Origin of the sequence: Paenibacillus sp. FSL K6-2441, from assembly GCF_037964765.1 — a bacterium.
Classification (GTDB): Bacteria; Bacillota; Bacilli; order Paenibacillales; family Paenibacillaceae; genus Fontibacillus; species Fontibacillus phoenicis.
On record NZ_CP150174.1, the window covers coordinates 1,852,664 to 1,871,976 of the forward strand.

Genomic DNA, 19,313 nt, shown 5'->3' on the forward strand with positions numbered 1-19,313 from the left:
AAAGGAGGCATCTGGATGAAACGTATGTTGCAGAGGCGAATGGCCGGGGTGATTTGTCTCACTTTACTGGCGGCGTTGTTCTGGCCAGGGATGCCCATCGCCTCCTCGGCCGCAGGTACGGAGGAACTTCCGAGGGCGGAAGAGACTTCAGGGGAACCGGTTCAGTTTGTAAAAGAAGAAGGCGGTATTTCGCTTGAATTCACGGACATTAACGCAGCGGGTGCCTCGCTGGAGGAAAAGACCGATTACCTTGCCTTGTTCACGAGCGGGGCGACCGTAACCGATGCCGCGTATGAGCCTGTGTCGGAGGTACGGGTTGCGGAAGGGCAAGTGGCCGTCACCGTTGATGCCGAAGGGATCGTGCAGGAAGTCGTTGGTCCCCTAGATGATCCTCCCACAACATGGGATGCGGAGCGAATGCTCCCGATTCCGGAAGGGGGATACCTCGTGCTGGCTGGAGGGAAGAGCTCTTGGGACGAGTCGGCATATCGACCGGCGCTCTTTCAGGAGTATCACCTCGGGGATCAGGTGAAGCTGATGCGTGCGGGGGTGGAAGTGACCGCGGCGGATTTTATTCCGGCAACGCCTGATCCGGACCCGGAACCTGCTCCAGAGCCTCCACCTGCCGCCGAACCGGAACCTGATCCTGAACCGGACCCCGATCCGGAGCCAGCGCTTCCCGAGCTCATGCTGTTAACGGAAGACCAGACGATCGTGGACATTCCTGTCATCGAAGTTGCCGGGTTTGTGGCGAATTATGATGAGCAGCTGGAGCTTGGCGTTACGGTAAATGGGGACCAGGTCGAGTTATCAGCGGATGGGGTTTTTCGTGAAAATGTGTATTTAAGTGCGGGAGCGAACGCAGTAACGGTCATCTTACTTCAGGCCGGGGAGGAATTGGAAAGGGAGATATTGACGATTATGTATGAGCCGTCGGAGAATCAGGACTATATCGAAGTTGAAGCCGCACCCAAAGATATCTCCATCGACATTGATGGACCGCGGATCAAGATCGATTACGTGGATAAAGACGTGACTGGCGTGCCCAATATCGTTGCGTTGTTTACTAGAGATTACGGCGAATCGATCGAAATTCCACAGTTCAATGTGGCCGTACAGGTCGATGCTAACAACCGGGTCTTGCAGGTGATTAACCCTTCAATTAACGGTCAGCCTCCCGTATGGACCGGGCCGACCCTCCTTGAAATTCCGGAGGAAGGTTATGTACTGATGGCGCAGGACGACAGTTATGCTGGCAATTACATCAAGCGTTTCCTCGCAGAAAATTTCAAAGCGGGAGACATCATCAAGCTTCGCAAGAACGGAGAAGTCGTATCCGTCCGGGATCTGATGAGCGGGAATGGCCCGATCGCCCGTCTCAAGGTAAACAATCAGCGGATGTATACGGTGACGGAGGACCACACGATCCTGTCGGGGATCATCGAGAATATCGACGATCCGGCGGCCATCCAGCTGCTGGTGAATGCGACTTCCGTTCCTTTTGAGGCGGATGGATCCTTTAGCTATTCTTACCCTTTAACGAAAGGCACCAACTATATCGAAATGAGGGTATTAAAAAACGAGATCGAGCAGGACCGTCGGGATCTGGCGGTGTTTGCCCGGGATCATCTTGCCTCGGACAAAGAAGTCATTTTATGGGTCGATCAGGCCTCCAATGCGAAAAAGTTTCAAACCAGCGAGCAGGTGCGCGCTTTTCTTCAAAAGGCCAAGGATACCGGAGTCACCTCCATCGCCTTGGATGTGAAGGGCGTAGAAGGCTATGTCTCGTACAAGAAAAATGACTTGACCGGAAGGCCCTACGTCAGCGAACTTCAAGCTCCCGGAAGAGCAGGAGCCAATCCGGACTTGGATCTGCTGCAGGAATTCATCGATCATGGCCATGATTTAGGGTTGGAAATCCATGCGGTGGTTAACGTATTTGCCGAAGGGTCTATCGCCTATAACGAGTACGCCGTGCTGAATGATCACCTGGACTGGGAAGAGCGCGTGCACTACGCGGAAAACAACGGTGAAATCAAACGGCTGCGGGAAAGCGCGAAGCAGGGCTTGGTCGCCTTCGTCAATCCGGCAAACGATGAGGTGCGCGAGTTCGAGCTGAAGACTTTTGAAGAGATTCTCAAAAATTATGACGTGGATGGCGTCGTACATGACCGTGGACGCTACGACAATGAAGGTGCAGATTTCAGCGAGGAAACGCGGGTCAAGTTTGAGCAGTTCTTGCTCCAGCGCGGCAAGCAGCTGAACGACTGGCCCAATGACATTTTTTATTATGAAAATAACGTCAGAGTGGATGGCCCGCTCATCCAAGATTGGTGGGAGTTCCGGTCAGGTGTGATCCAGAGCTTTTTTGGCGAAGTGAAGTCGCTGGTGGATTCCTACGAGGCTGGGTCGGGAAGAACGATCAAGGTGTCTTCCTACGTCGGTTCCTGGTATGAGACGTATTATCTCAACGGGGTGAACTGGGCGAGCAAAAATTTCCGTATCCATCCTTCCCTGGGCTTGCCGGTTGAGTCGATTTATACACCGGAGTATTACGATACCGGGTACATCGAATATCTAGATTTTCTGATGATTGGCGCTTATCAGACGACCAGTCAGGAGATTCAGAAGTACATTACCCTTGGGAACATCGTGACGAATGGCGAGATTCCACTGTATGCGGGGATTGCCCTAAACAATGTACAGCTTCCAGCCGTTCAGCGGGAGGTGTTCCAGGCGGGCCTGAGAACGACAAACGGACTCATGCTGTTCGACGCTTCCCAAATTAACTGGGCGATTGCCAAGGCGTCGCTGGAGGACCGCGAATGGGTGAAGGATTACCAACTGGGCATGAGCTTGCCGGATCGTCCTGATACGTTCCTCGAAGGCCATTATTACAACGTGAACCGGGTGGAAGGTAACATTAATGTGCTGACGGACGCGTTTGGAACGACAACGGGAACGAATCATTTTGGCGTTGAGGTGGTTGTGGATGATACGGGCGTCGTCACCCGCGTGGCCAACCGCAATCAAGCGATCAATTGGAGTTGGGGAGCGCCGGAGGAGAATAACAGCGTCATTCCGCCAGGCGGCTTCGTCATCTCGACCATTGATCCATCGGGAGTTAGAACCAATCGGCAACTTGTGGCCAACGCTTATGAGGTTGGCGATCAGGTTCGTTCCGCCGTCTTAAGCGGCCTGATGGATGATGCGTTGCGAGAAACACGGGACAGCCATTATCCGTTGGAAGGCACGGTTGAGGTGCTTGGCCCAGGAACGCCTTCCGTGAAAGTAAATGGGGAGTCCGCGTCCGTTACCCCGACCGGAACTTTCTCAGCAAACGTCCCGTTATCGCCAGGGATCAATTTCGTCCAAGTGGATGTATATGTGGATGATCTGAAAACGAATAGCCAGACCGTGCAGATCATTCGCACATCCACCGGGGATGGCGGCTCCAATCCTGGCCAGCCGGGATCGTCGGGCGGCAGCAGCAGCGGTACGACGCCAACCCAGCCGGTGAAGCCGGAGCGGCTGGACGTTGTGAAGACTACGGCGGAGAATGGACAGCATCTCGTAGACGCTAAGGCCGAATTGTCGCGGATGCTTGAGGAGGTCAAAAGTCTTCAAACGAAACCGGCCCAATCGCAGCAGCTTCAATACAGCTTCACTGAATCCGCCGACGTCCTCACCCTGCACTTGCCAACCGCGGGATTGGAGGCAGCGGTGAAGGAGTTGCCAAATGGCGTTATCCTGCTGGAGTCGCCGTTAGTAGGCAGGCTGGAGCTGCCGGTTCAGGCGTTAAGCGAGTCTCTGCAACTGCGGGGATCTGCGGACAGCTTGCATATTCGCCTCAGTCTACCTGCGAAAGCGCAGGAAGAAGAGCTTCACCGCTTGTTGCCGGATCAGGCTGCACCGCTTGGATCGCTGCTGGAGGTGTCCTTCTTTTGGGAGCAAGGCGACACCTTAACTGAACTGCCAGCCTTTAAGGGAGCCAATGCCAAGTTTACGGCTGCACCGCTGTCAGGTTCCGTCTCTGCCGGTACGACCACCGTTCTTCTTCTGCAGCCTTCTTTGGGCAGCTACACGTTTGTGCCTGCGGTGATCAAGGAGGAAGGCGGTAAGGCCCAGATCACGTTCCGGTTGAAGGCAAGCGGCATTTATGCGGCGATCGCGCACCGGAAGACCTTTACGGATCTGAACGGCCACTGGGCGGCTGACGAGGTAGGGATGTTAGCCTCCAAAACGGTCATCCAAGGCACCTCCGATACGGAATTCAGCCCCAATGCACCGATTACGAGAACCCAATTTACGGCGATGCTTGTCCGTGCCCTCGGTTTGACAGGACAGCAGCCGAATCCGAGCGGGGGCTTCACCGATGTAAACCCGGGTGCGTGGTATGCGAGTGCGGTATCGACGGCGGTAGAACACGGGTTAATTGAAGGTTTTGCCGGCGGAGAGTTCCGTCCGAACGAGCAAATTACGCGTCAACAGATGAGTGTGCTGCTGGTTCGTGCGTTGAAGCTGGCAGGAGCCGAGGTTCCTCTTGGAAACCCGAGTTCCACGCTGGCTGGATTCGAGGATCGCAGCCAAATTGGAGCTTGGGCTAAAGAAGCCGCAGCTATCGCCGTGGAATCGGGCTTAATGAAAGGGCGCGGGGATGGCGATTTTGCCCCCGAAGCATCGTCTACCCGTGCAGAAGCAGCGACGGTGCTTGCCCGAATGTTGCGGATGGCGGGGCTGATCAATCCGTAAATGGAACGCAAAATGCCAGCCTGCGGAAGGCTTCATCCGCTGGCTGGCATTCTTTTTTCCTTGAAATATCAAACTGGGCGCAGCTTGGGCCACTGTAATTCAACGCCTTGGCTGAGGAGGCGCTGTTGAAAGTCGGATAAGGTTTCATCATGATTGCGAACGTCCGTTGGGAAGAGGTTGCGATCCAAGCAGAAGCTGGCGCACATTCCTGCAGCTTCGCCGATGTTCCATTCCACGGGATGGAGCCGGTAACAGCCGTTGGTGATATGGGTGACCCCGATGTTTTTACCGGCTGCCAGCACGTTTTTGACCCGTTTCGGGATCAAGCTGCCCAGCGGAATTTGAAAGGGCAAGGAAGAGATATCAATGTACGGCCGGTTGCCCGTGCTCGGATGCAGATCGATGCGGTAACATCCGACCCCAACGGAATCCGGGAACCACTCGGCTGCACCGTCTGGACGGGAGGCCGTGGCGACATGCTGCTCCAGCACCGTAAACTCCGCTTGAATTCGTCTCGACTCGCGGATATACGGAGCCATCGCCAGCCCGTCCTCCGTTCCGACGACGTCGCGGCGCAGGCGCAAACCAGGGTAGCCTTGCCCGCCGTCCGGCCGAGGAGCTTCAGTCTGCAGCCAATACAACAGCGACAGGCTTAGCTGCTTAGCTTGATGGAGATGACGCGCGGCTTCCTCCTCCGGGACGTCGATAATGGAGCCGAGCCAATAGTCGTTCTGCGGCCAGTTGATCAGGGAGATCGGACGAAAGCCGAAGCGGCTGTCGAAATGGGTGGGATCGAGGATTTGCCGGTATTGAAACAGCGGGAACTTGCCTCCATAACCCGGAAAAACCTCATATTCAACCGGCTCGTTTGTGGCTGGCCTCACGCCGGTTAAGCTTAACAGCCGATCCGGCCAGAAGTCGGCTCGGTATTGCCTCCAGAATTCGTACATCTCAGGTTTGTCGATGAGATGTTCTTCCCCTTCTGCATAATCTACGGCAAAGCAATACGTAAAGCTTTGGATGTCCTGCGGTGCGGGATCTCCATCGACCGCATGAGGCTCGCCGGTTTGTGCTTTCGATTCGGCCCCGGTTACATATTCGATCCCTGCGAGCGGAAGCAAATCCCCAAGTTCGGTGGCATCGATAAAAAACGGCGCCTCCAGCACCAGTTCATCCCCGGTGTCAAGATGACGCACCGTCACGCTGCGGACGGCATCTCCATCGGTTTCAGCTTGTTGGACTCGATAGCGGTGCAGAATCGTCAGCCCGCCGCTGTGAATGTACGGAGCCAGCATCTGTTGCAGCACGGCCAGGCCAACGCGGGGATCATGACTAATCCGGCTGACGATACCGCCGCCGGGATTTAATTCGGGTAGGGTTCTGGCAGCCGGCGTTAACGGATAATGCTCTCGATAGTACTGGCGTACGCCTTCGCGGAATCTCCGGTAAGTTCTTGTACAACCAAAATGCTCAATCCAGGGGTGCTCATCCGGCGGTACGGCCTGACTGGTCAGCTGCCCGCCGATCCAAAGCGTCTCCTCCGTCATCATGACGGTTTTGCCCGAAGCTGCCGCGGCCAGGGCTGCGGCGGTTCCTCCGGTGCCGCCCCCAAGGATGACGATATCCGCCTTCATTTCGCGTTTCATCGCTTCAATTCTCCTTTTGTTTTGAGATTAAACGTTTGACGACAGGTTGCCCGTGATTGCATTCATTGTAGATGGTTGGGCAGGAGAACGGTACGGGAAGCGGGTGACCTTTTATGGTAATTTGATGTGGTTTCGCCTTCCGGCTTATTCCAATTTGCTTCTGATCTGGTATGCTAGGAATCATCATAGACTTATCTTGATCCGACGATTTCACGTTAGCAGGAGGGAAGCTGATGAACAAAATCACCATTGCCGTGATTGGCTGCGGCACGATTGCAAACCACGCCCACATCCCGTCTTACCTGAATCACAAGCATGTAGAAATCAAGTATTTCTGTGACATCCTGAAGGAACGTGCAGAGGCGGCTGTCACCAAATACGAATGCGGCCAGGCGATCACGGATTACCGGCAGATTGTTGAAGATCCGGAGGTGGATGCCGTATCCATCTGTACGCCAAATGCTTCGCACGCTACGATCGCCATTGATTGCCTGCGTGCGGGCAAGCATGTCCTGTGCGAGAAACCGGCAGCGCGGACTTACGAAGAAGCTCTGGAAATGCAGAAGGTTCAGCATGAGACGGGCAAAGTGTTGAATATCGGGGTGGTTAACCGGTACAACGAAAGCGTCAACCGCATCAAACAAATGATTCAAAACGGCGAGCTTGGCGAGTTGTATCATGTGTACGCCAGCTTCCGCGCACACCGATCGATTCCGGGCTTAGGCGGGGCTTTTACAACGAAGGCGATCGCCGGCGGCGGCGCGCTGATCGACTGGGGCGTTCATTTTATCGACATCGTCATGTACTGTGCGGGCGATCCCAAGCCAAAGACCGTCACCGGTCAAGCCTACTCCAAACTGGGGAAAGATATGGAAAACTATACGTATCTCAAAATGTGGGCAGGACCGCCGGACTATAACGGCACCTATGATGTCGACGACTTCGTAACCGCGCTGATCCGCACCGAAGGCCCAACGATCTCCTTGAACGGAGCTTGGGCGCAGAACATCGGAGTCGAGGAGATGTTTATCGACTTCCTGGGCGACAAAGGTGGCATTCGGTTGAACTACGGCGGGGACTTTACCTTCTATACGGCGAAAGACGGTGCTTTGACCGAGACGACGCCAAAATTTATCTCCGGCAATATGTATCAGCAGGAAATCGACGGGTTCCTGGAGTGCATCCAAACGGGGGAGAAGCAGCCTTCGCATATCGACACCGTCATCCTGTCCTCCCGCATCATTCAGGCGATTTATGACTCGTCCGACAAAGGGGAGGAAATCGCGCTCTCATGAAAAAAATCGGGTTTATCGACCTGCACCTCGACCAGTTCCATGCCAACAAATATCCCGGGTGGATCGAGCAGGCTTCCGATGGCGCCATGAAGGTAACGTATGCTTATGGGAAAAGAGACAAGGAGAACGGACTCACAAACGAGGCGTGGTGCAAGGAGCACGGCATCGAATTACTGCCGTCCATTCAAGACGTCGTGGAGCGGAGCGATTACTTGATCGTGTTATCTCCCGACAATCCGGAGTTCCATGAGGAATTGTCGCAGCTTCCGTTGCAGTCGGGCAAGCCGACCTACATCGATAAGACGTTTGCTCCGGACCGGGAGACGGCGGTACGCCTCTTCGACCTGGCCGCGCAGCACGGAACGCCGATGTATTCGACGTCTGCCCTCCGTTTTGCCAGCGAATATGCGGAGATTGACAAGGCAGGGATTCAAACGATTTGCAGCTGGGGGCCCGGCGCATTCGACAACTATTCGATTCATCAAATCGAGCCGATCATCCGTCTGATGGGGGCCGATCCCAAGCGCGTCATGTACACCGGAACGCCGGATTCCCCCGCGCTTCTCATCGACTTCGGGGAAGGCCGCCAAGCATCGATCCACCATTTGGGGGACAATTGTCCTTTTACCCTTGGCATCAAATACGATAATGGAACCTTTAAGCAAGCCACGGCGGCCTCCAATTTCTTTGATCCGTTTATCCGGAACCTGGTGACCTTCTTTGAAACCGGCGAGCCCGCAGTTGACCCGGCCGAAACTGTAGCCGTGATCACCGTAATCGAGTACGGATTGAAGGCGGCGGAAACACCAGGGATATGGTTGGATTTGCCATCCTCCTAATCATAATTGATTGACACGACCCACCTTCGCCTGAAGGTGGGTTTTTAGATGATTGAATCAGAGGCTAGTGATCTTCCGAGATAAGAATGTATAATGTTGGAAGGGTTGAATCCCAAAGCTCTCTTGCGGGAGGAACTATGAGGAAAACAGCGATTTTTGCGTTAGTCCTAATTGCACTAGGGTTCGGCTATTTTTACATAAGCAACCAATATTCGTCTACACCCATGGAGGCAGTCGAGAGAGTTAGATCTGAGATCAATGGACAACTCTTACACGAGGTCAAGACGGATCAAGGCAAGGTGTTGTTCATGCTTCGTCATCTGCAAAACGGGCAAACGCTCAATGCCGAATACGTCCAAAAAACGCCGTTACTGGGCTGGAAGTGGGGATGGGGCGGAGGGCATACCGTGCCTCACGTCTCTGATAACGATCCTGACAGCTTTTGGACAGAGCAATATTTTCCATCAACAAAAGGTACAGATGCCGATTCCCCCTTTCCGCTTCTCTTTGGTGTGATCCAAAGCGCGCAGATCGATGCGATCCATGTCTACAGCTATGCGACCAATGAGAGCTTTACTGCGTCTGTTATGGAAACAGGGGGTCCGGGTATTCGATTGTGGTATCTTTATATTTCCGAAGAGCAGGGGACAAGGTTTAAACTGATAGCGCAAACAGAAGACCAAGAAATCATCAGTACCAAGATATCGGAATCATAGATTGAGGTATAAGAAAAGTGAGGATTATCTATGAAAAATGAAATCACCACGAAACGCATGACGCTTAAAATCATCGATGACACCTATACGGATCAGGTCTTGGCGTTTGTCGTTCGGAATAAAGACTTCCTTAAGGCGTGGGAACCGCTAAGGACGGAAGATTTCTACACTTACTCCGTTCAACAGGAAATCCTGCGGGACGAAGCCGAGAAGATGGAGCAAGGTTTGCTCCGGAAATTCTGGCTATTCCAAGATGGCCGGATTATAGGTTCGGTGGCGCTCAGCAATATTGTCAGAGGGGCGTTCCAGTCCTGCCACATGGGGTATCGAATCGATGAGCAGGAGCAAGGAAAGGGACTGATGACGGAAGCCGTCGAGGCGGTGGTTGGCCATGCGTTCCGCGAGTTGCACTTGCATCGGATTGAGGCAAACATCATGCCAAGAAATCACGCATCGCTTCGCGTGGTGCAGAAGTTAGGTTTTCAAAATGAAGGAATCTCGAAAAAGTACCTGCAAATTAACGGGAAGTGGGAAGATCATATTCATATGGTTCTGCTCAATGAGGAGATGGAGTAATTAAACCCCATGCCCGCGCAGCTAAAAAAGCCCTGTCCTAAGCGATTTCACCGCCGGGACAAGGCTTTTATACGTTACCGCGCATTATTGAGCAGAATATTGCGTTTGCAGGTAATCCAGCGCCCGGGCCATTTTGTCCAGATAAGCCGGGTTTTCGTCGGAGCATTTGAACTCGATATGCCCTTTAAAAGCTTGACCGGGATTGGCCGAGCTGCCAATCAGCGAACACAGCCGCTCTACCGTGCCATGGCTGCCGTCGATCAGCTCAATATGGGGCGGCAGGATTTGCTGCAGGATGCTTTTGTAATAAGGAAAATGCGTGCATCCCAGCACAATCGTGCTGTATTGCGACAAATCGATCCCCGCGAGCTTGCGGCTGAAATAACGCTCGATTTCGTCCCGATCGAACTGCAGTTGTTCGCAATATTGCACCAACTCCGGCAGCGGCATCGAATCCACCACCTTGTGGTCGTCCACCCGGGCCACCAGGTCAGTGTATTTCGAAAGGCTTAACGTCAACGAGGTCGCAAAAACCAAGACCCGTTTGCCGGCGGCTTGGCTTCGTTTCACGGCCGGCTTCACGGCCGGCTCCATGCCGACAATCGGGATGTCGTACGTACGGCGAAGTTCCTCGATGGCGGCGCTCGTTGCGGTATTGCAGGCCACGACCAAGGCTTTAATGTCGCCCTGCATGATAAGACTTACCGATTCCTCGACGTACCGTTTCACTTCGGGCAGCGTTTTGGTCCCGTAAGGCACGTGGAGCGTATCGGCAAAATAAAGAAAATCCTCGTTCGGCAGCTTCCTCATCGCCTCCGTTAACACGGTCAAGCCGCCGATCCCTGAGTCAAAAAATGCGATTCTCACTCATATCACCTGAATTTGTTGTGGTTTGTTCATCCTGATGTTCGTCAGCGGCATCCCATTCCCGGTAAAACTGCTCCAAGAAACGCAGCATAAATTCATGCCGTGATTCGGCCAGCTTCCGGGCATGCCGGGTATTCATCAAATCTTTTAACTTTAATAGCTTTTCGTAGAAATGATAAATCGTCGTTTTCTCATGGCTGCGGTAATCCAAATCGGAGAAATCCTGCCCCGGTTCATGCATGGATCTGCCTCTGGAGCCCCCATAAGCAAATGTTCTGGCAATGCCGATCGCTCCCATGGCATCCAGCCGGTCGGCATCCTGAACGATTTGTCCGTTGAGCGTCGCCATAGGGGGATTTTTGCCGCCATTATATGACATGGTCGAAATAATCTCCATGACTTCGCTGATGACGGATGGATCCTCGATATGTGCTTCCAACCAGCTGCAAACCCGATGCAATCCCGCTTCCTTGGACGGATTCAGCTTCTCGTCGGCGACGTCGTGCAGCAGGGCCGCCAGCTCGCATACGAACAAATCCGCCTGCTCCTTGCGGGCGATGGCCAAGGCCATATTCCGCACCCGATGGATATGCCACCAGTCGTGGCCACTCCCGTCCCCGCTGTGCACGTTTTGCACAAAGTGCTCGGCTTGTTCGATGATTTGCTGCCGATCCATCTGCACCGTTCCTTTCCAATCCCTAGTTCCTAGAAACATCGAATACCATCTTACCGCAAAATCGCCATTCTTTAAACTTGTTTGTGAGTCCCAGTCGCATTATATGAACGAAAGATTCAGAAGGAAGCGGCGCAAAGTGCAAATATTTACCTTTATCCTGCGGACAGGTTCAGCGATAATAGGATTGGAAAGTTCTGTATGAATGAATGAAGGAGGCTCCCTATGGCAGCGGGCAAGGAGATCCCCGAGCTTTATTTTGACGGGCAAACGATCGATGTGTTGTGGGATAATCAGGATCAAGTGGTGAAGTGGTTCGAGAAGTACTTTGGCTGGAAGGTGCTTCGGCAAGAGAACTGGAAGGTGGATCCCCGCTGTTCCCAAGGTAAAATGATTCAGTTGCCTCTTGGAACCTGGCTGGTGACTTATCTTACGGATACCCGGCTCCCCCATCACTATGCTGAACGAGGGACCGTGGATGCCGACCTTCGGGTTTGCTTTCGAACCCGGGAATTGGATCGTCTGCGGCGAGCTTTTGTCACCGATGGCGTGCGAGTATCTGCCGTATATGCTGGGCCCAAATCCCGATATTTTGATGTATGGGCTACCGCCGAAGGCATCCGGTTAACGCTGCAGGAGGATTTGACGTTGCCATCTTCCGACTTAGCGCCCTCTTGGACCAGGGTAGGCGTCAGCCGGTTAAACGAGGCGATTCAATGGTACGGACAACATCTGGGCATGAAATGTACCCAGCATCATCCGACCGACGGCTACGCAGTGATGGAGCTGCCGCTGAATCATTCCGAAGCGAAGTCGCTTTGGGTGCTTGAACAAAAAAGTGATGAGGCGTACGTCGGCAAAGTGGACGGGCAGGTTCAGCCGGTGTGCTGGATTCAGGACCGTCAAGACTTTTTCAAGTATCATCAATATTTAAAACAACGCGGAATCGAAACCTCCGGGATCGGCGGCTATCTGACCCAGGGATTAGTAAGTTTTCATTTCTATGATCCGGACGGAAATCGATTTAATATCCGTAGTTTGTGAGGTGTAGAATGAGAAAATATTTTTATCCCATCCTGGCTTGTGTTCTAGTTGCTTCCTTGGTCCTCTCGGGTTGCGAAGGGAGTCGTTCGGAGACGGTTGACCTAGAGAACCATTTACCAAAGAAGGTAATCGAGGGCATCAAGATTGAACCCCTGCCGATGGACGACGAAGAGTATGCCATTCTGAAAGCGACAGGATCGGATAGTTCATTGATATTTGACGTGAACTTAGGTGAGGTTCAAGCCGATCGGGTTCATTTTTGGGTTGATCAGTATGTGAATGGGGAGAAAGTGGGATCCTTGCTCGGGCTGGAAACTTCTCTGGAACAGGTCAAAGACACCTTTCGCTTGTATTTAACGACCCTTGGCATGAGGAACGGGGACGAGGTCTGGACGATTGCTTTCCGGCAGAAAGGAAACGTGGTCAGCTCCAAAGCGGAAATGCCCAAGAGCGATTATGATAGTGCCATGACCCATCCCATGACGTCCATTACCGCGAACCCAAATGAAACGGCCGTATTGGGCGTAATTGCGAGAAATAAAGGGAAGGGCCATATGGAGTCCAGCGATGATGTCGATGCATTGATCCGTGACAATCAGGAAGTTCATGTCTTGAGATGTACGATCATTAAGGATCGATGAGGGGAGCCCTCTACGGGCTCACCGAGCTCGAACGGCTCATTCTGCGCTTCTCCCGGTTCCGTCTGCGGTCATTCCAATACAGTTGCAGCGCGGACAAGGCGCATAGCAGTGAAATGGCTAGAAAGATTAGCGACCATACCAGAGGGGAAACTCCTGTAAGCTGGGCCAGATTGGTCGCATCTCCCGCCTGGCTGGGCGAAACGATGGAATTCAGCAGCAGCGTGACCGGCCCCAGCACCGACTCTTCCAAGCATAAGAACGCCAGCAACAGATAATAGAAATTGCGAATTCGTCCTCCCCACAGGAAAAACGCTGCGTTCACCAGCAGAAACAAGATTAACCATCCCCGGCCGTAGCCCGAGCGTACAAACAGCAGCAGCGAGATCAACGCCAGCATATTGATCAAGACGAGGCCGGCGGCTTGTTGTTGTCGGGAATAGCCGAAGAACATGGCGACCGCAAACAGGGAAGCCGAGGTATATCCAGCCAAGGATACGGCGAATTGGCTCCATCCCGATGCCAGTACCGAATAGGTGACGCCGCTGTGATCCGGGTGCAGTTCGATGCGAAGCACCTGTCCGGACGCAAGTAAGGTAACCACGGCATGGCCCAACTCATGCACCATCGTGTCCAGCATGCGGAACCAATCGGAGAACGGGATCAATCGGGTTAAAACGGCCGCTCCGATCAGAAAAAAACAAGCTTTCAGCCATTGATTCATCAAACCTTCGCCCTCCCCGGCAACTTGCAGTTGCTTTTCATTATAAGGGAGGGCAAAATAGTATTCAAAAGGCGAACAAATTTTCGGTCGGGTGGTATAATGGACGTGACGGAGGTTTAGGAACGATGAACGACGGAACGGATGAAAAACACAGCTTTTTCAGCCGACATCTACATAATAATCGGGAACGACAGACGAACCCGGAACACCAGCTAACCTTCGCCGAATTGGAAGTGGTGGACGGAAACAAGCCGGAGGAAGGCAGGAAGGAGCCGGTGAGCCGGGTGGTTGCGCCGGATCTTTGGGAGCGTACTACGGATTGGCAACAGGATTTTCGTTATATTTCCCGGGAGCAACGGTTTGTCCAGAAGGCGAAGGAATTGGAGACAGCCTTTGAGGGGGCAGCGGAGTTTGTTCCTTTTCAGACGTATTGGCCGACCTATGATGAGATGCAGCCAAGGCAGCTGAAATGGTATTTGTTCTGGCGCGGGGAGGTCCGTTCCGGACGTTATCCGGATACTGATCTGTCTTACGTATTCGTTTATTTGTACGAGCTGATCCATGGGATCGGCTGGTCGGAGCCGGCCGAAGGATATGCCTTAATGGAGCAGGTTTGGCAGGGATACCGGCAGCGTTATCCTAAGCTGGATCTCTACGTACGGGAGTGGTTATTCGATTTGGCCTTGGTGTTCCAACTGGAGGAACGTCCCACTGAACCGATGGCCAAGCTGCCACGCAATCTGTCCATGGAGCTGAAGGAGCTGGAATGGCGCAGAAGATTCACCGCCGAACCGCTGGACCTGAGCTGGGAGCTGCTGCTCAAGCTGGTGGATTATAATGTGGAAAAGAGCCGCTTTTACCAGGAGCAAGGGCGCAAGGACATGCAAAACTACGTGCCGAGGGTCATTTCGTTGGTCGACGGCTATCTTTCCAGAAGCAAGGGCATTCGGATTCTGGAGCTGTATAAGCCGAAGGAGACTCAAATCGCCCGTTACCTGTTCCGCAGCGCGGTGTATGATCATGAATTGTATGGGCGCACGAAGCCAGTCACCGTCTTGCCTTATAGCGGGCATCCGCCGCTGCGAGCCTTTCTGACCCAGCTCGTACGCCTAACCGAGAACCAATTGCGGGAGTTAACCGGGTTTAAGGGAAAGCTGCGGGGGATCGACGTGGGGCCGGAGATCGAGCAGCTGGTCCGCCGTTATTTGAGCAAGGAATTTGAACGACAGAGGGCAGAAGAAGCGAAAGCACGGGCACCCAAAGTGAAAATTAACACCGCCAAATTGCGCAAGCTGCAGCAGGAGTCCGAAGAGGTGCGGGACATGCTGCTTAGCGAGGAGCAGACGCTGGCTTTTGCGCCGGAAGCACCGGGAATGCCGCTGGAGCAGGCTGCAATTTCGTTAGGACGATCGCCTGTCGAAGTGGAACCGTTGCAGCCCGCCTTTGATTTTGAACGGGGATATGAACAGGTGCTGGAAGAGGCAGAGGCGGCGCGATCCGATAGAGCAGATTCGTTTGGGGAGCGTAGGGAAGAGACGGCCATTGATTCGCAGTCCCCGCACCCGGTTGAAGAAGTTCCTCAGCCATTGGCCGAGGAACGAAGCGATGCTGAGCAGTTCCAAAGCGGGGCGATCACGAACTTGCCGGAGGAATGGCAGGAACTGTTCGCTGGCTTGACGGCTCCGCAGGCGCAGATGTTGGCCGCTCTACTCCAGGGCCAAAGTGCTGAGGAACGCCAAGCGATTGCCGAGCAGGCTGGCTCCATGCCTGAGCTGCTGATCGATGAGATCAATGAGCTGGCGATGGAGCAGATCGGGGATCTCTTAATCGACGGAGACGAAGTTGTAGATGACTACCGCGCAGAGCTTGACGGGTGGCTTGCAAGTCAACGCTAAGCGATAAGAGAGATACATTGTAGGATATAGGATAAGTTTGGAACGATGAGGTGAACGAGAATGAAACAGGTGCAAATCCCCAAGCGGCTGACCACCGCGCTCGTCAATTCCTTGACGGCCGGGGTCGTGCCGCGGGTCGGGCTGGAGCATATCGCGGTCGGGCGTAAACCGGAGGTGGCGTCGATCCTGCAGGACATGGACAATATTGCGGAGGGCGGGGCGGCTTTCCGTTTGATCACAGGGCGTTACGGAAGCGGGAAGAGCTTCCTGCTCCAGATGATTCGCAACTATGCGATGGACCGCGATTTCGTGGTGGCTGACGCCGATCTTTCGCCGGAGCGCCGGCTGGTCGGCACAAAAGGGCAGGGGCTGGCAACCTATCGGGAGCTGATGATGCATTTATCCACCCGAACGCGGCCTGACGGCGGCGCGCTGGAGACGATGCTGCAGAAGTGGATCGCCGCTCTCCAGCAGGAGCAAATGCAGGCCACCGGCCTGCGTCCCGGTGATCCGCAGCTGCATGATGCGGTGGAGCTGCGAATTTATGCGGTGACCAACGAGATGCAAAGCCTCGTGCACGGATTTGACTTCGCCAAGGTGCTGGCAGCCTACTGGTCGGGCTACAAGCTTGGCGACGATGACCGGAAAGCCGCGGCTTTACGCTGGCTGCGCGGCGAGGTGCCAACCAAAACGGAGGCGCGCCAGGAGCTGGGTGTCGGCGTGATCATCGACGACGACAACTGGTACGACTACATGAAGCTGTGGGCGGAATTTGCAGTGCGCATCGGGTATCGCGGGCTGCTGCTGTTCATCGATGAGGGCGTCAATCTGTACAAAATCACAAACAGCATCTCCCGCCAAAGCAATTACGAGAAGATCCTGACGATGTTCAACGACACGATGCAGGGGAAAGCCCAGTACCTCGGCATCTTCTTGGGCGGCACGCCGCAATTCGTGGAAGACGAGCGGCGCGGGCTGTTCAGCTACGATGCCCTGCGCTCGCGGCTGATCGATGGGCGCTACAGCAGTGGGACGCGCCGTTCGTATACGTCGCCGATCCTGAAGCTGGACATGCTGTCGCATGAGGAAATTTTGCTCTTGCTGCAGAAGCTGCGCGAGATTCACGCGATCCATTTCGGTTACACGATGCGCCTGACCGATGAGCAGTTGATCGCCTTTATGCAGGCGGCGGTGAACCGCTTGGGTGCCGAGGAGTTGCTCACGACCCGGGAGGTCGTGCGCGATTTTATGGATGTGCTGCACCTGATGCACCAGCAGCCGGAGCTGTCGTTCGAGGAACTGATGGGCGAACGGGAGCAGGAATATGCGGCGTCTGCGAACCAAGGGGACAAGAACAAGGGCGGCACCGACGAGCTGGACGACTTTTTGGCGGAGTTTGAGTTATGAGCGGGACGAGCCCTTTTTCCCGGTTGGCGCCGTTTATTCAAGAATACATTTACCGCAAAAGATGGGACTCGCTGCGTGACGCCCAGATCGAAGCCTGCCGCGTGTTGTTTGACACGCCGCACCATCTTCTCATCGCATCAGGCACCGCGTCGGGGAAGACGGAAGCGGCCTTTTTCCCTGCGCTTACGGAGCTCTATCATCGGCCTTCGGAGTCGGTTGGCATTCTTTACATCGGACCGTTAAAGGCGTTGATTAACGATCAGTTCGAGCGGATCAAGGAGCTGCTGCGAGACGGGGAAGTGCCGGTCTGGCATTGGCACGGCGACGTCGCCCAAGCGGAGAAAACCAAGCTGATGCAGCGCCCCAGCGGTGTCCTGCAAATTACCCCCGAATCGCTGGAAGGGCTGCTCATGAACCGCCCGAATGCGATCCCGGCGTTGTTCCATGATCTGCGATATATCATGATCGATGAGGTGCACGCGTTTATGGGGGCCGATCGCGGGATTCAGGTTATCAGCCAGCTGACCCGATTAGAGCGTATGGCTTCCTGCAAGCCGAGACGAATCGGCTTATCAGCTACGCTTGGTGATTACGAGATCGCTGCCCGATGGCTTGGGGCGGGGACGCCGCAGCCGGTGGAGGTGGTCTCCCCGCCGGGCGGACGCAAGCTAAAGCTGTCGGTGGAGCATTTCTCCTTCCCGGATGCCCGCGACGAACGGGAAGCAGAGCATTTGGAGCTGGCCAAGCAGAAGTATTATAACTTCATTTACGACAACACCCATCGCAAAAAAGCACTCGTCTTCACCAACAGCCGCACGGACGCCGAGTTGACCACGCTGGAGCTCCGCCGGATTGCGGCAAAGCGGGAGGAGCGTGATGTGTTCCATGTCCATCACGGCAGCATTTCTGCGATGCTGCGTGAAGAGACCGAGGCCGCGTTGCGCTCCGGCCCCGGCCCGGCGGTAGCCGCAGCGACGGTGACGCTGGAGCTCGGCATCGATCTGGGCGAGCTGGAGCGGGTCATCCAGCTCGGTGCACCGTACAGCTGCTCCAGCTTCGTGCAGCGGCTGGGCCGCTCTGGCCGGCGCGGCGATCAGGCGTCGGAGATGATGTTCCTCTGCGCAGAGGAAGAGGATGAGGACGCCCAATTGCCGGCACGCATGCCGTGGACGCTGCTGCGGGCGATCGCCGTCATCGAGCTGTATGTGCGCGAGCGCTGGGTGGAGCCGGTCGAGCTGCGCAAGAAGCCGGTTGGCGTGCTGTACCATCAGACGATGAGCACGCTTAAGAGCATCGGCGAAGCGGAACCGGCGGATTTGGCCCGGGCTGTACTGACGTTGCCGGCGTTTCGCGGCGTTGAGCCCGAGGAGTACAAGGCGTTGTTACAGTACCTGCTGCAAACCGACCATATCCAGCAGACCGAGGAAGGCACGCTGATCATCGGACTCGGCGGAGAGAAGGTCGTAAATAACTTCCGCTTCTACGCTGTCTTTAAAGATGACGAGGAGCATGTCGTCTACAACGGCTCTGAGGAAATTGGCAGCATCACCACTGTGCCGCCGCCTGGCTATTGCTTCTCTTTGGCCGGGAAGCTGTGGAAGGTCGAGGAAGTGGACAGCAAGCATAAAGCGGTGTACGTCAAATCCTCGCGCGGCAAGGTGGATACGCTATGGCTTGGCGCCGGGGGAGATGTCCATACCCGGGTCATGCAGAAGATGCGCCAGGTATTGGAGGTGCATACTTTGTACCCGTATCTTGCTCCGGGCGCGGCCAATCGCTTGGAACGGGCGCGCCGGTTAGCCCGGGAGAGCGGGCTGCTTAACAGTCCTGTGATTCCGGCAGGCGGCGATTCGCTGTTTATTTTACCGTGGGCGGGAAGCAAGCAATTTCGCACCCTGGAACGATTGCTGAAGCACAACTTGTCGGATCCAATGGGCCTGCGCCAGGTCGTGCCGATGGAACCCTATTATATGGTCGTGTCGGGGAGAGCAGGCGCCAAGGAGCTGCTTGCTGCCATTGAGGCAGAACTCGCCTCGATTCCTCACCCGGAGGCGCTGCTAGCTGCGTCGGAAGCCCCTTATCTGGGCAAATACGACGAGTTTGTGCCGCATGAGCTGGTACGGCGCGCTTTTGCCGTGGACGGGCTGGATGTAAAGGGATTAGCCGAAGCTTTGGAAGCGGCGCAGAAGCCAAGTGATTTACACTCCGCGAAAGCATCCAAGAACTCCGAAGCTTGATCGA

At 54.8% G+C, this 19,313-nt stretch carries 14 protein-coding genes; 10 read left to right on the forward strand and 4 right to left on the reverse strand.

The features are described 5' to 3' along the window. Positions 1-15: 15 nt before the first annotated feature. Positions 16-4,752, forward strand: a complete 4,737-nt coding sequence (locus tag NSQ80_RS08250) for an S-layer homology domain-containing protein (protein WP_339302036.1) — start codon at positions 16-18, stop codon at positions 4,750-4,752. Between the two features lie 68 nt (positions 4,753-4,820). On the opposite strand, the gene NSQ80_RS08255 is transcribed toward NSQ80_RS08250, so the two are convergent. Continuing rightward, complete coding sequence (locus NSQ80_RS08255) at positions 4,821-6,398, reverse strand: FAD-dependent oxidoreductase (protein WP_260071409.1); 1,578 nt, start codon at positions 6,396-6,398, stop codon at positions 4,821-4,823. Positions 6,399-6,631: 233 nt separating this feature from the next. On the opposite strand from NSQ80_RS08255, the gene NSQ80_RS08260 reads away from it, so the two are divergent. The 4 genes from NSQ80_RS08260 (at position 6,632) to NSQ80_RS08275 (ending at position 9,824) form a co-directional block, all read left to right on the forward strand. Beyond that, positions 6,632-7,693, forward strand: coding sequence for a Gfo/Idh/MocA family oxidoreductase (locus NSQ80_RS08260; protein WP_260071408.1), 1,062 nt, complete (start codon positions 6,632-6,634; stop codon positions 7,691-7,693). Further along, complete coding sequence (locus NSQ80_RS08265) at positions 7,690-8,532, forward strand: hypothetical protein (protein WP_009222876.1); 843 nt, start codon at positions 7,690-7,692, stop codon at positions 8,530-8,532. The genes NSQ80_RS08260 and NSQ80_RS08265 overlap by 4 nt, the downstream gene beginning before the upstream one ends. 137 nt (positions 8,533-8,669) lie before the next feature. Then, on the forward strand, positions 8,670-9,248 hold the full coding sequence (locus NSQ80_RS08270) for a hypothetical protein (RefSeq protein ID WP_009222877.1): 579 nt from the start codon (positions 8,670-8,672) through the stop codon (positions 9,246-9,248). 30 nt (positions 9,249-9,278) lie between these two features. Then, on the forward strand, positions 9,279-9,824 hold the full coding sequence (locus NSQ80_RS08275) for a GNAT family N-acetyltransferase (protein ID WP_009222878.1): 546 nt from the start codon (positions 9,279-9,281) through the stop codon (positions 9,822-9,824). 84 nt (positions 9,825-9,908) lie between these two features. Here the strand turns inward: NSQ80_RS08275 and murI are convergent, their stop codons facing one another. Then, complete coding sequence (gene murI, locus NSQ80_RS08280) at positions 9,909-10,691, reverse strand: glutamate racemase (RefSeq protein ID WP_009222879.1); 783 nt, start codon at positions 10,689-10,691, stop codon at positions 9,909-9,911. Beyond that, entirely contained in the window at positions 10,672-11,406 is a 735-nt protein-coding gene (locus NSQ80_RS08285) for an HD domain-containing protein (RefSeq protein WP_260071407.1), read from the reverse strand. The genes murI and NSQ80_RS08285 overlap by 20 nt, the downstream gene beginning before the upstream one ends. Positions 11,407-11,589: 183 nt before the next feature. Between NSQ80_RS08285 and NSQ80_RS08290 the strand changes: the two genes are divergently transcribed. Both NSQ80_RS08290 and NSQ80_RS08295 read left to right on the forward strand, forming a co-directional pair. Further along, a complete protein-coding gene (locus tag NSQ80_RS08290) occupies positions 11,590-12,408 on the forward strand; it encodes a VOC family protein (RefSeq protein ID WP_260071406.1) in 819 nt (272 codons plus the stop codon). Between the two features lie 8 nt (positions 12,409-12,416). Further along, complete coding sequence (locus NSQ80_RS08295; protein ID WP_260071405.1) at positions 12,417-13,049, forward strand: hypothetical protein; 633 nt, start codon at positions 12,417-12,419, stop codon at positions 13,047-13,049. Between the two features lie 10 nt (positions 13,050-13,059). Here NSQ80_RS08295 and NSQ80_RS08300 read toward each other — a convergent pair whose 3' ends face one another. Then, a complete protein-coding gene (locus NSQ80_RS08300) occupies positions 13,060-13,770 on the reverse strand; it encodes a M50 family metallopeptidase (RefSeq protein ID WP_260071404.1) in 711 nt (236 codons plus the stop codon). Positions 13,771-13,895: 125 nt separating this feature from the next. Here NSQ80_RS08300 and NSQ80_RS08305 point away from each other — a divergent pair, with 125 nt between their 5' ends. From NSQ80_RS08305 to NSQ80_RS08315, 3 genes are read left to right on the forward strand one after another with little or no spacing between them, the layout of a single operon-like run. Beyond that, on the forward strand, positions 13,896-15,665 hold the full coding sequence (locus tag NSQ80_RS08305; protein ID WP_260071403.1) for a TerB N-terminal domain-containing protein: 1,770 nt from the start codon (positions 13,896-13,898) through the stop codon (positions 15,663-15,665). A gap of 60 nt (positions 15,666-15,725) precedes the next feature. Beyond that, a complete protein-coding gene (locus NSQ80_RS08310) occupies positions 15,726-17,072 on the forward strand; it encodes an ATP-binding protein (RefSeq protein ID WP_009222885.1) in 1,347 nt (448 codons plus the stop codon). Then, positions 17,069-19,309, forward strand: a complete 2,241-nt coding sequence (locus NSQ80_RS08315) for a DEAD/DEAH box helicase (protein ID WP_260071402.1) — start codon at positions 17,069-17,071, stop codon at positions 19,307-19,309. The genes NSQ80_RS08310 and NSQ80_RS08315 overlap by 4 nt, the downstream gene beginning before the upstream one ends. Positions 19,310-19,313: the final 4 nt, after the last annotated feature.

What these genes read in the sequence shown, in the direction of transcription:
- NSQ80_RS08310 (WP_009222885.1), top strand. Translation starts at nt 15,726, where the DNA reads ATGAAACAGGTGCAAATCCCCAAGCGGCTGACCACCGCGCTCGTCAAT.
- NSQ80_RS08275 (WP_009222878.1), top strand. Translation starts at nt 9,279, where the DNA reads ATGAAAAATGAAATCACCACGAAACGCATGACGCTTAAAATCATCGAT.
- NSQ80_RS08305 (WP_260071403.1), top strand. Translation starts at nt 13,896, where the DNA reads ATGAACGACGGAACGGATGAAAAACACAGCTTTTTCAGCCGACATCTA.
- NSQ80_RS08315 (WP_260071402.1), top strand. Translation starts at nt 17,069, where the DNA reads ATGAGCGGGACGAGCCCTTTTTCCCGGTTGGCGCCGTTTATTCAAGAA.
- NSQ80_RS08270 (WP_009222877.1), top strand. Translation starts at nt 8,670, where the DNA reads ATGAGGAAAACAGCGATTTTTGCGTTAGTCCTAATTGCACTAGGGTTC.
- NSQ80_RS08255 (WP_260071409.1), bottom strand. Translation starts at nt 6,398, where the DNA reads ATGAAACGCGAAATGAAGGCGGATATCGTCATCCTTGGGGGCGGCACC.
- NSQ80_RS08250 (WP_339302036.1), top strand. Translation starts at nt 16, where the DNA reads ATGAAACGTATGTTGCAGAGGCGAATGGCCGGGGTGATTTGTCTCACT.
- NSQ80_RS08295 (WP_260071405.1), top strand. Translation starts at nt 12,417, where the DNA reads ATGAGAAAATATTTTTATCCCATCCTGGCTTGTGTTCTAGTTGCTTCC.
- NSQ80_RS08265 (WP_009222876.1), top strand. Translation starts at nt 7,690, where the DNA reads ATGAAAAAAATCGGGTTTATCGACCTGCACCTCGACCAGTTCCATGCC.
- NSQ80_RS08300 (WP_260071404.1), bottom strand. Translation starts at nt 13,770, where the DNA reads ATGAATCAATGGCTGAAAGCTTGTTTTTTTCTGATCGGAGCGGCCGTT.
- NSQ80_RS08260 (WP_260071408.1), top strand. Translation starts at nt 6,632, where the DNA reads ATGAACAAAATCACCATTGCCGTGATTGGCTGCGGCACGATTGCAAAC.
- NSQ80_RS08285 (WP_260071407.1), bottom strand. Translation starts at nt 11,406, where the DNA reads ATGTTTCTAGGAACTAGGGATTGGAAAGGAACGGTGCAGATGGATCGG.
- NSQ80_RS08290 (WP_260071406.1), top strand. Translation starts at nt 11,590, where the DNA reads ATGGCAGCGGGCAAGGAGATCCCCGAGCTTTATTTTGACGGGCAAACG.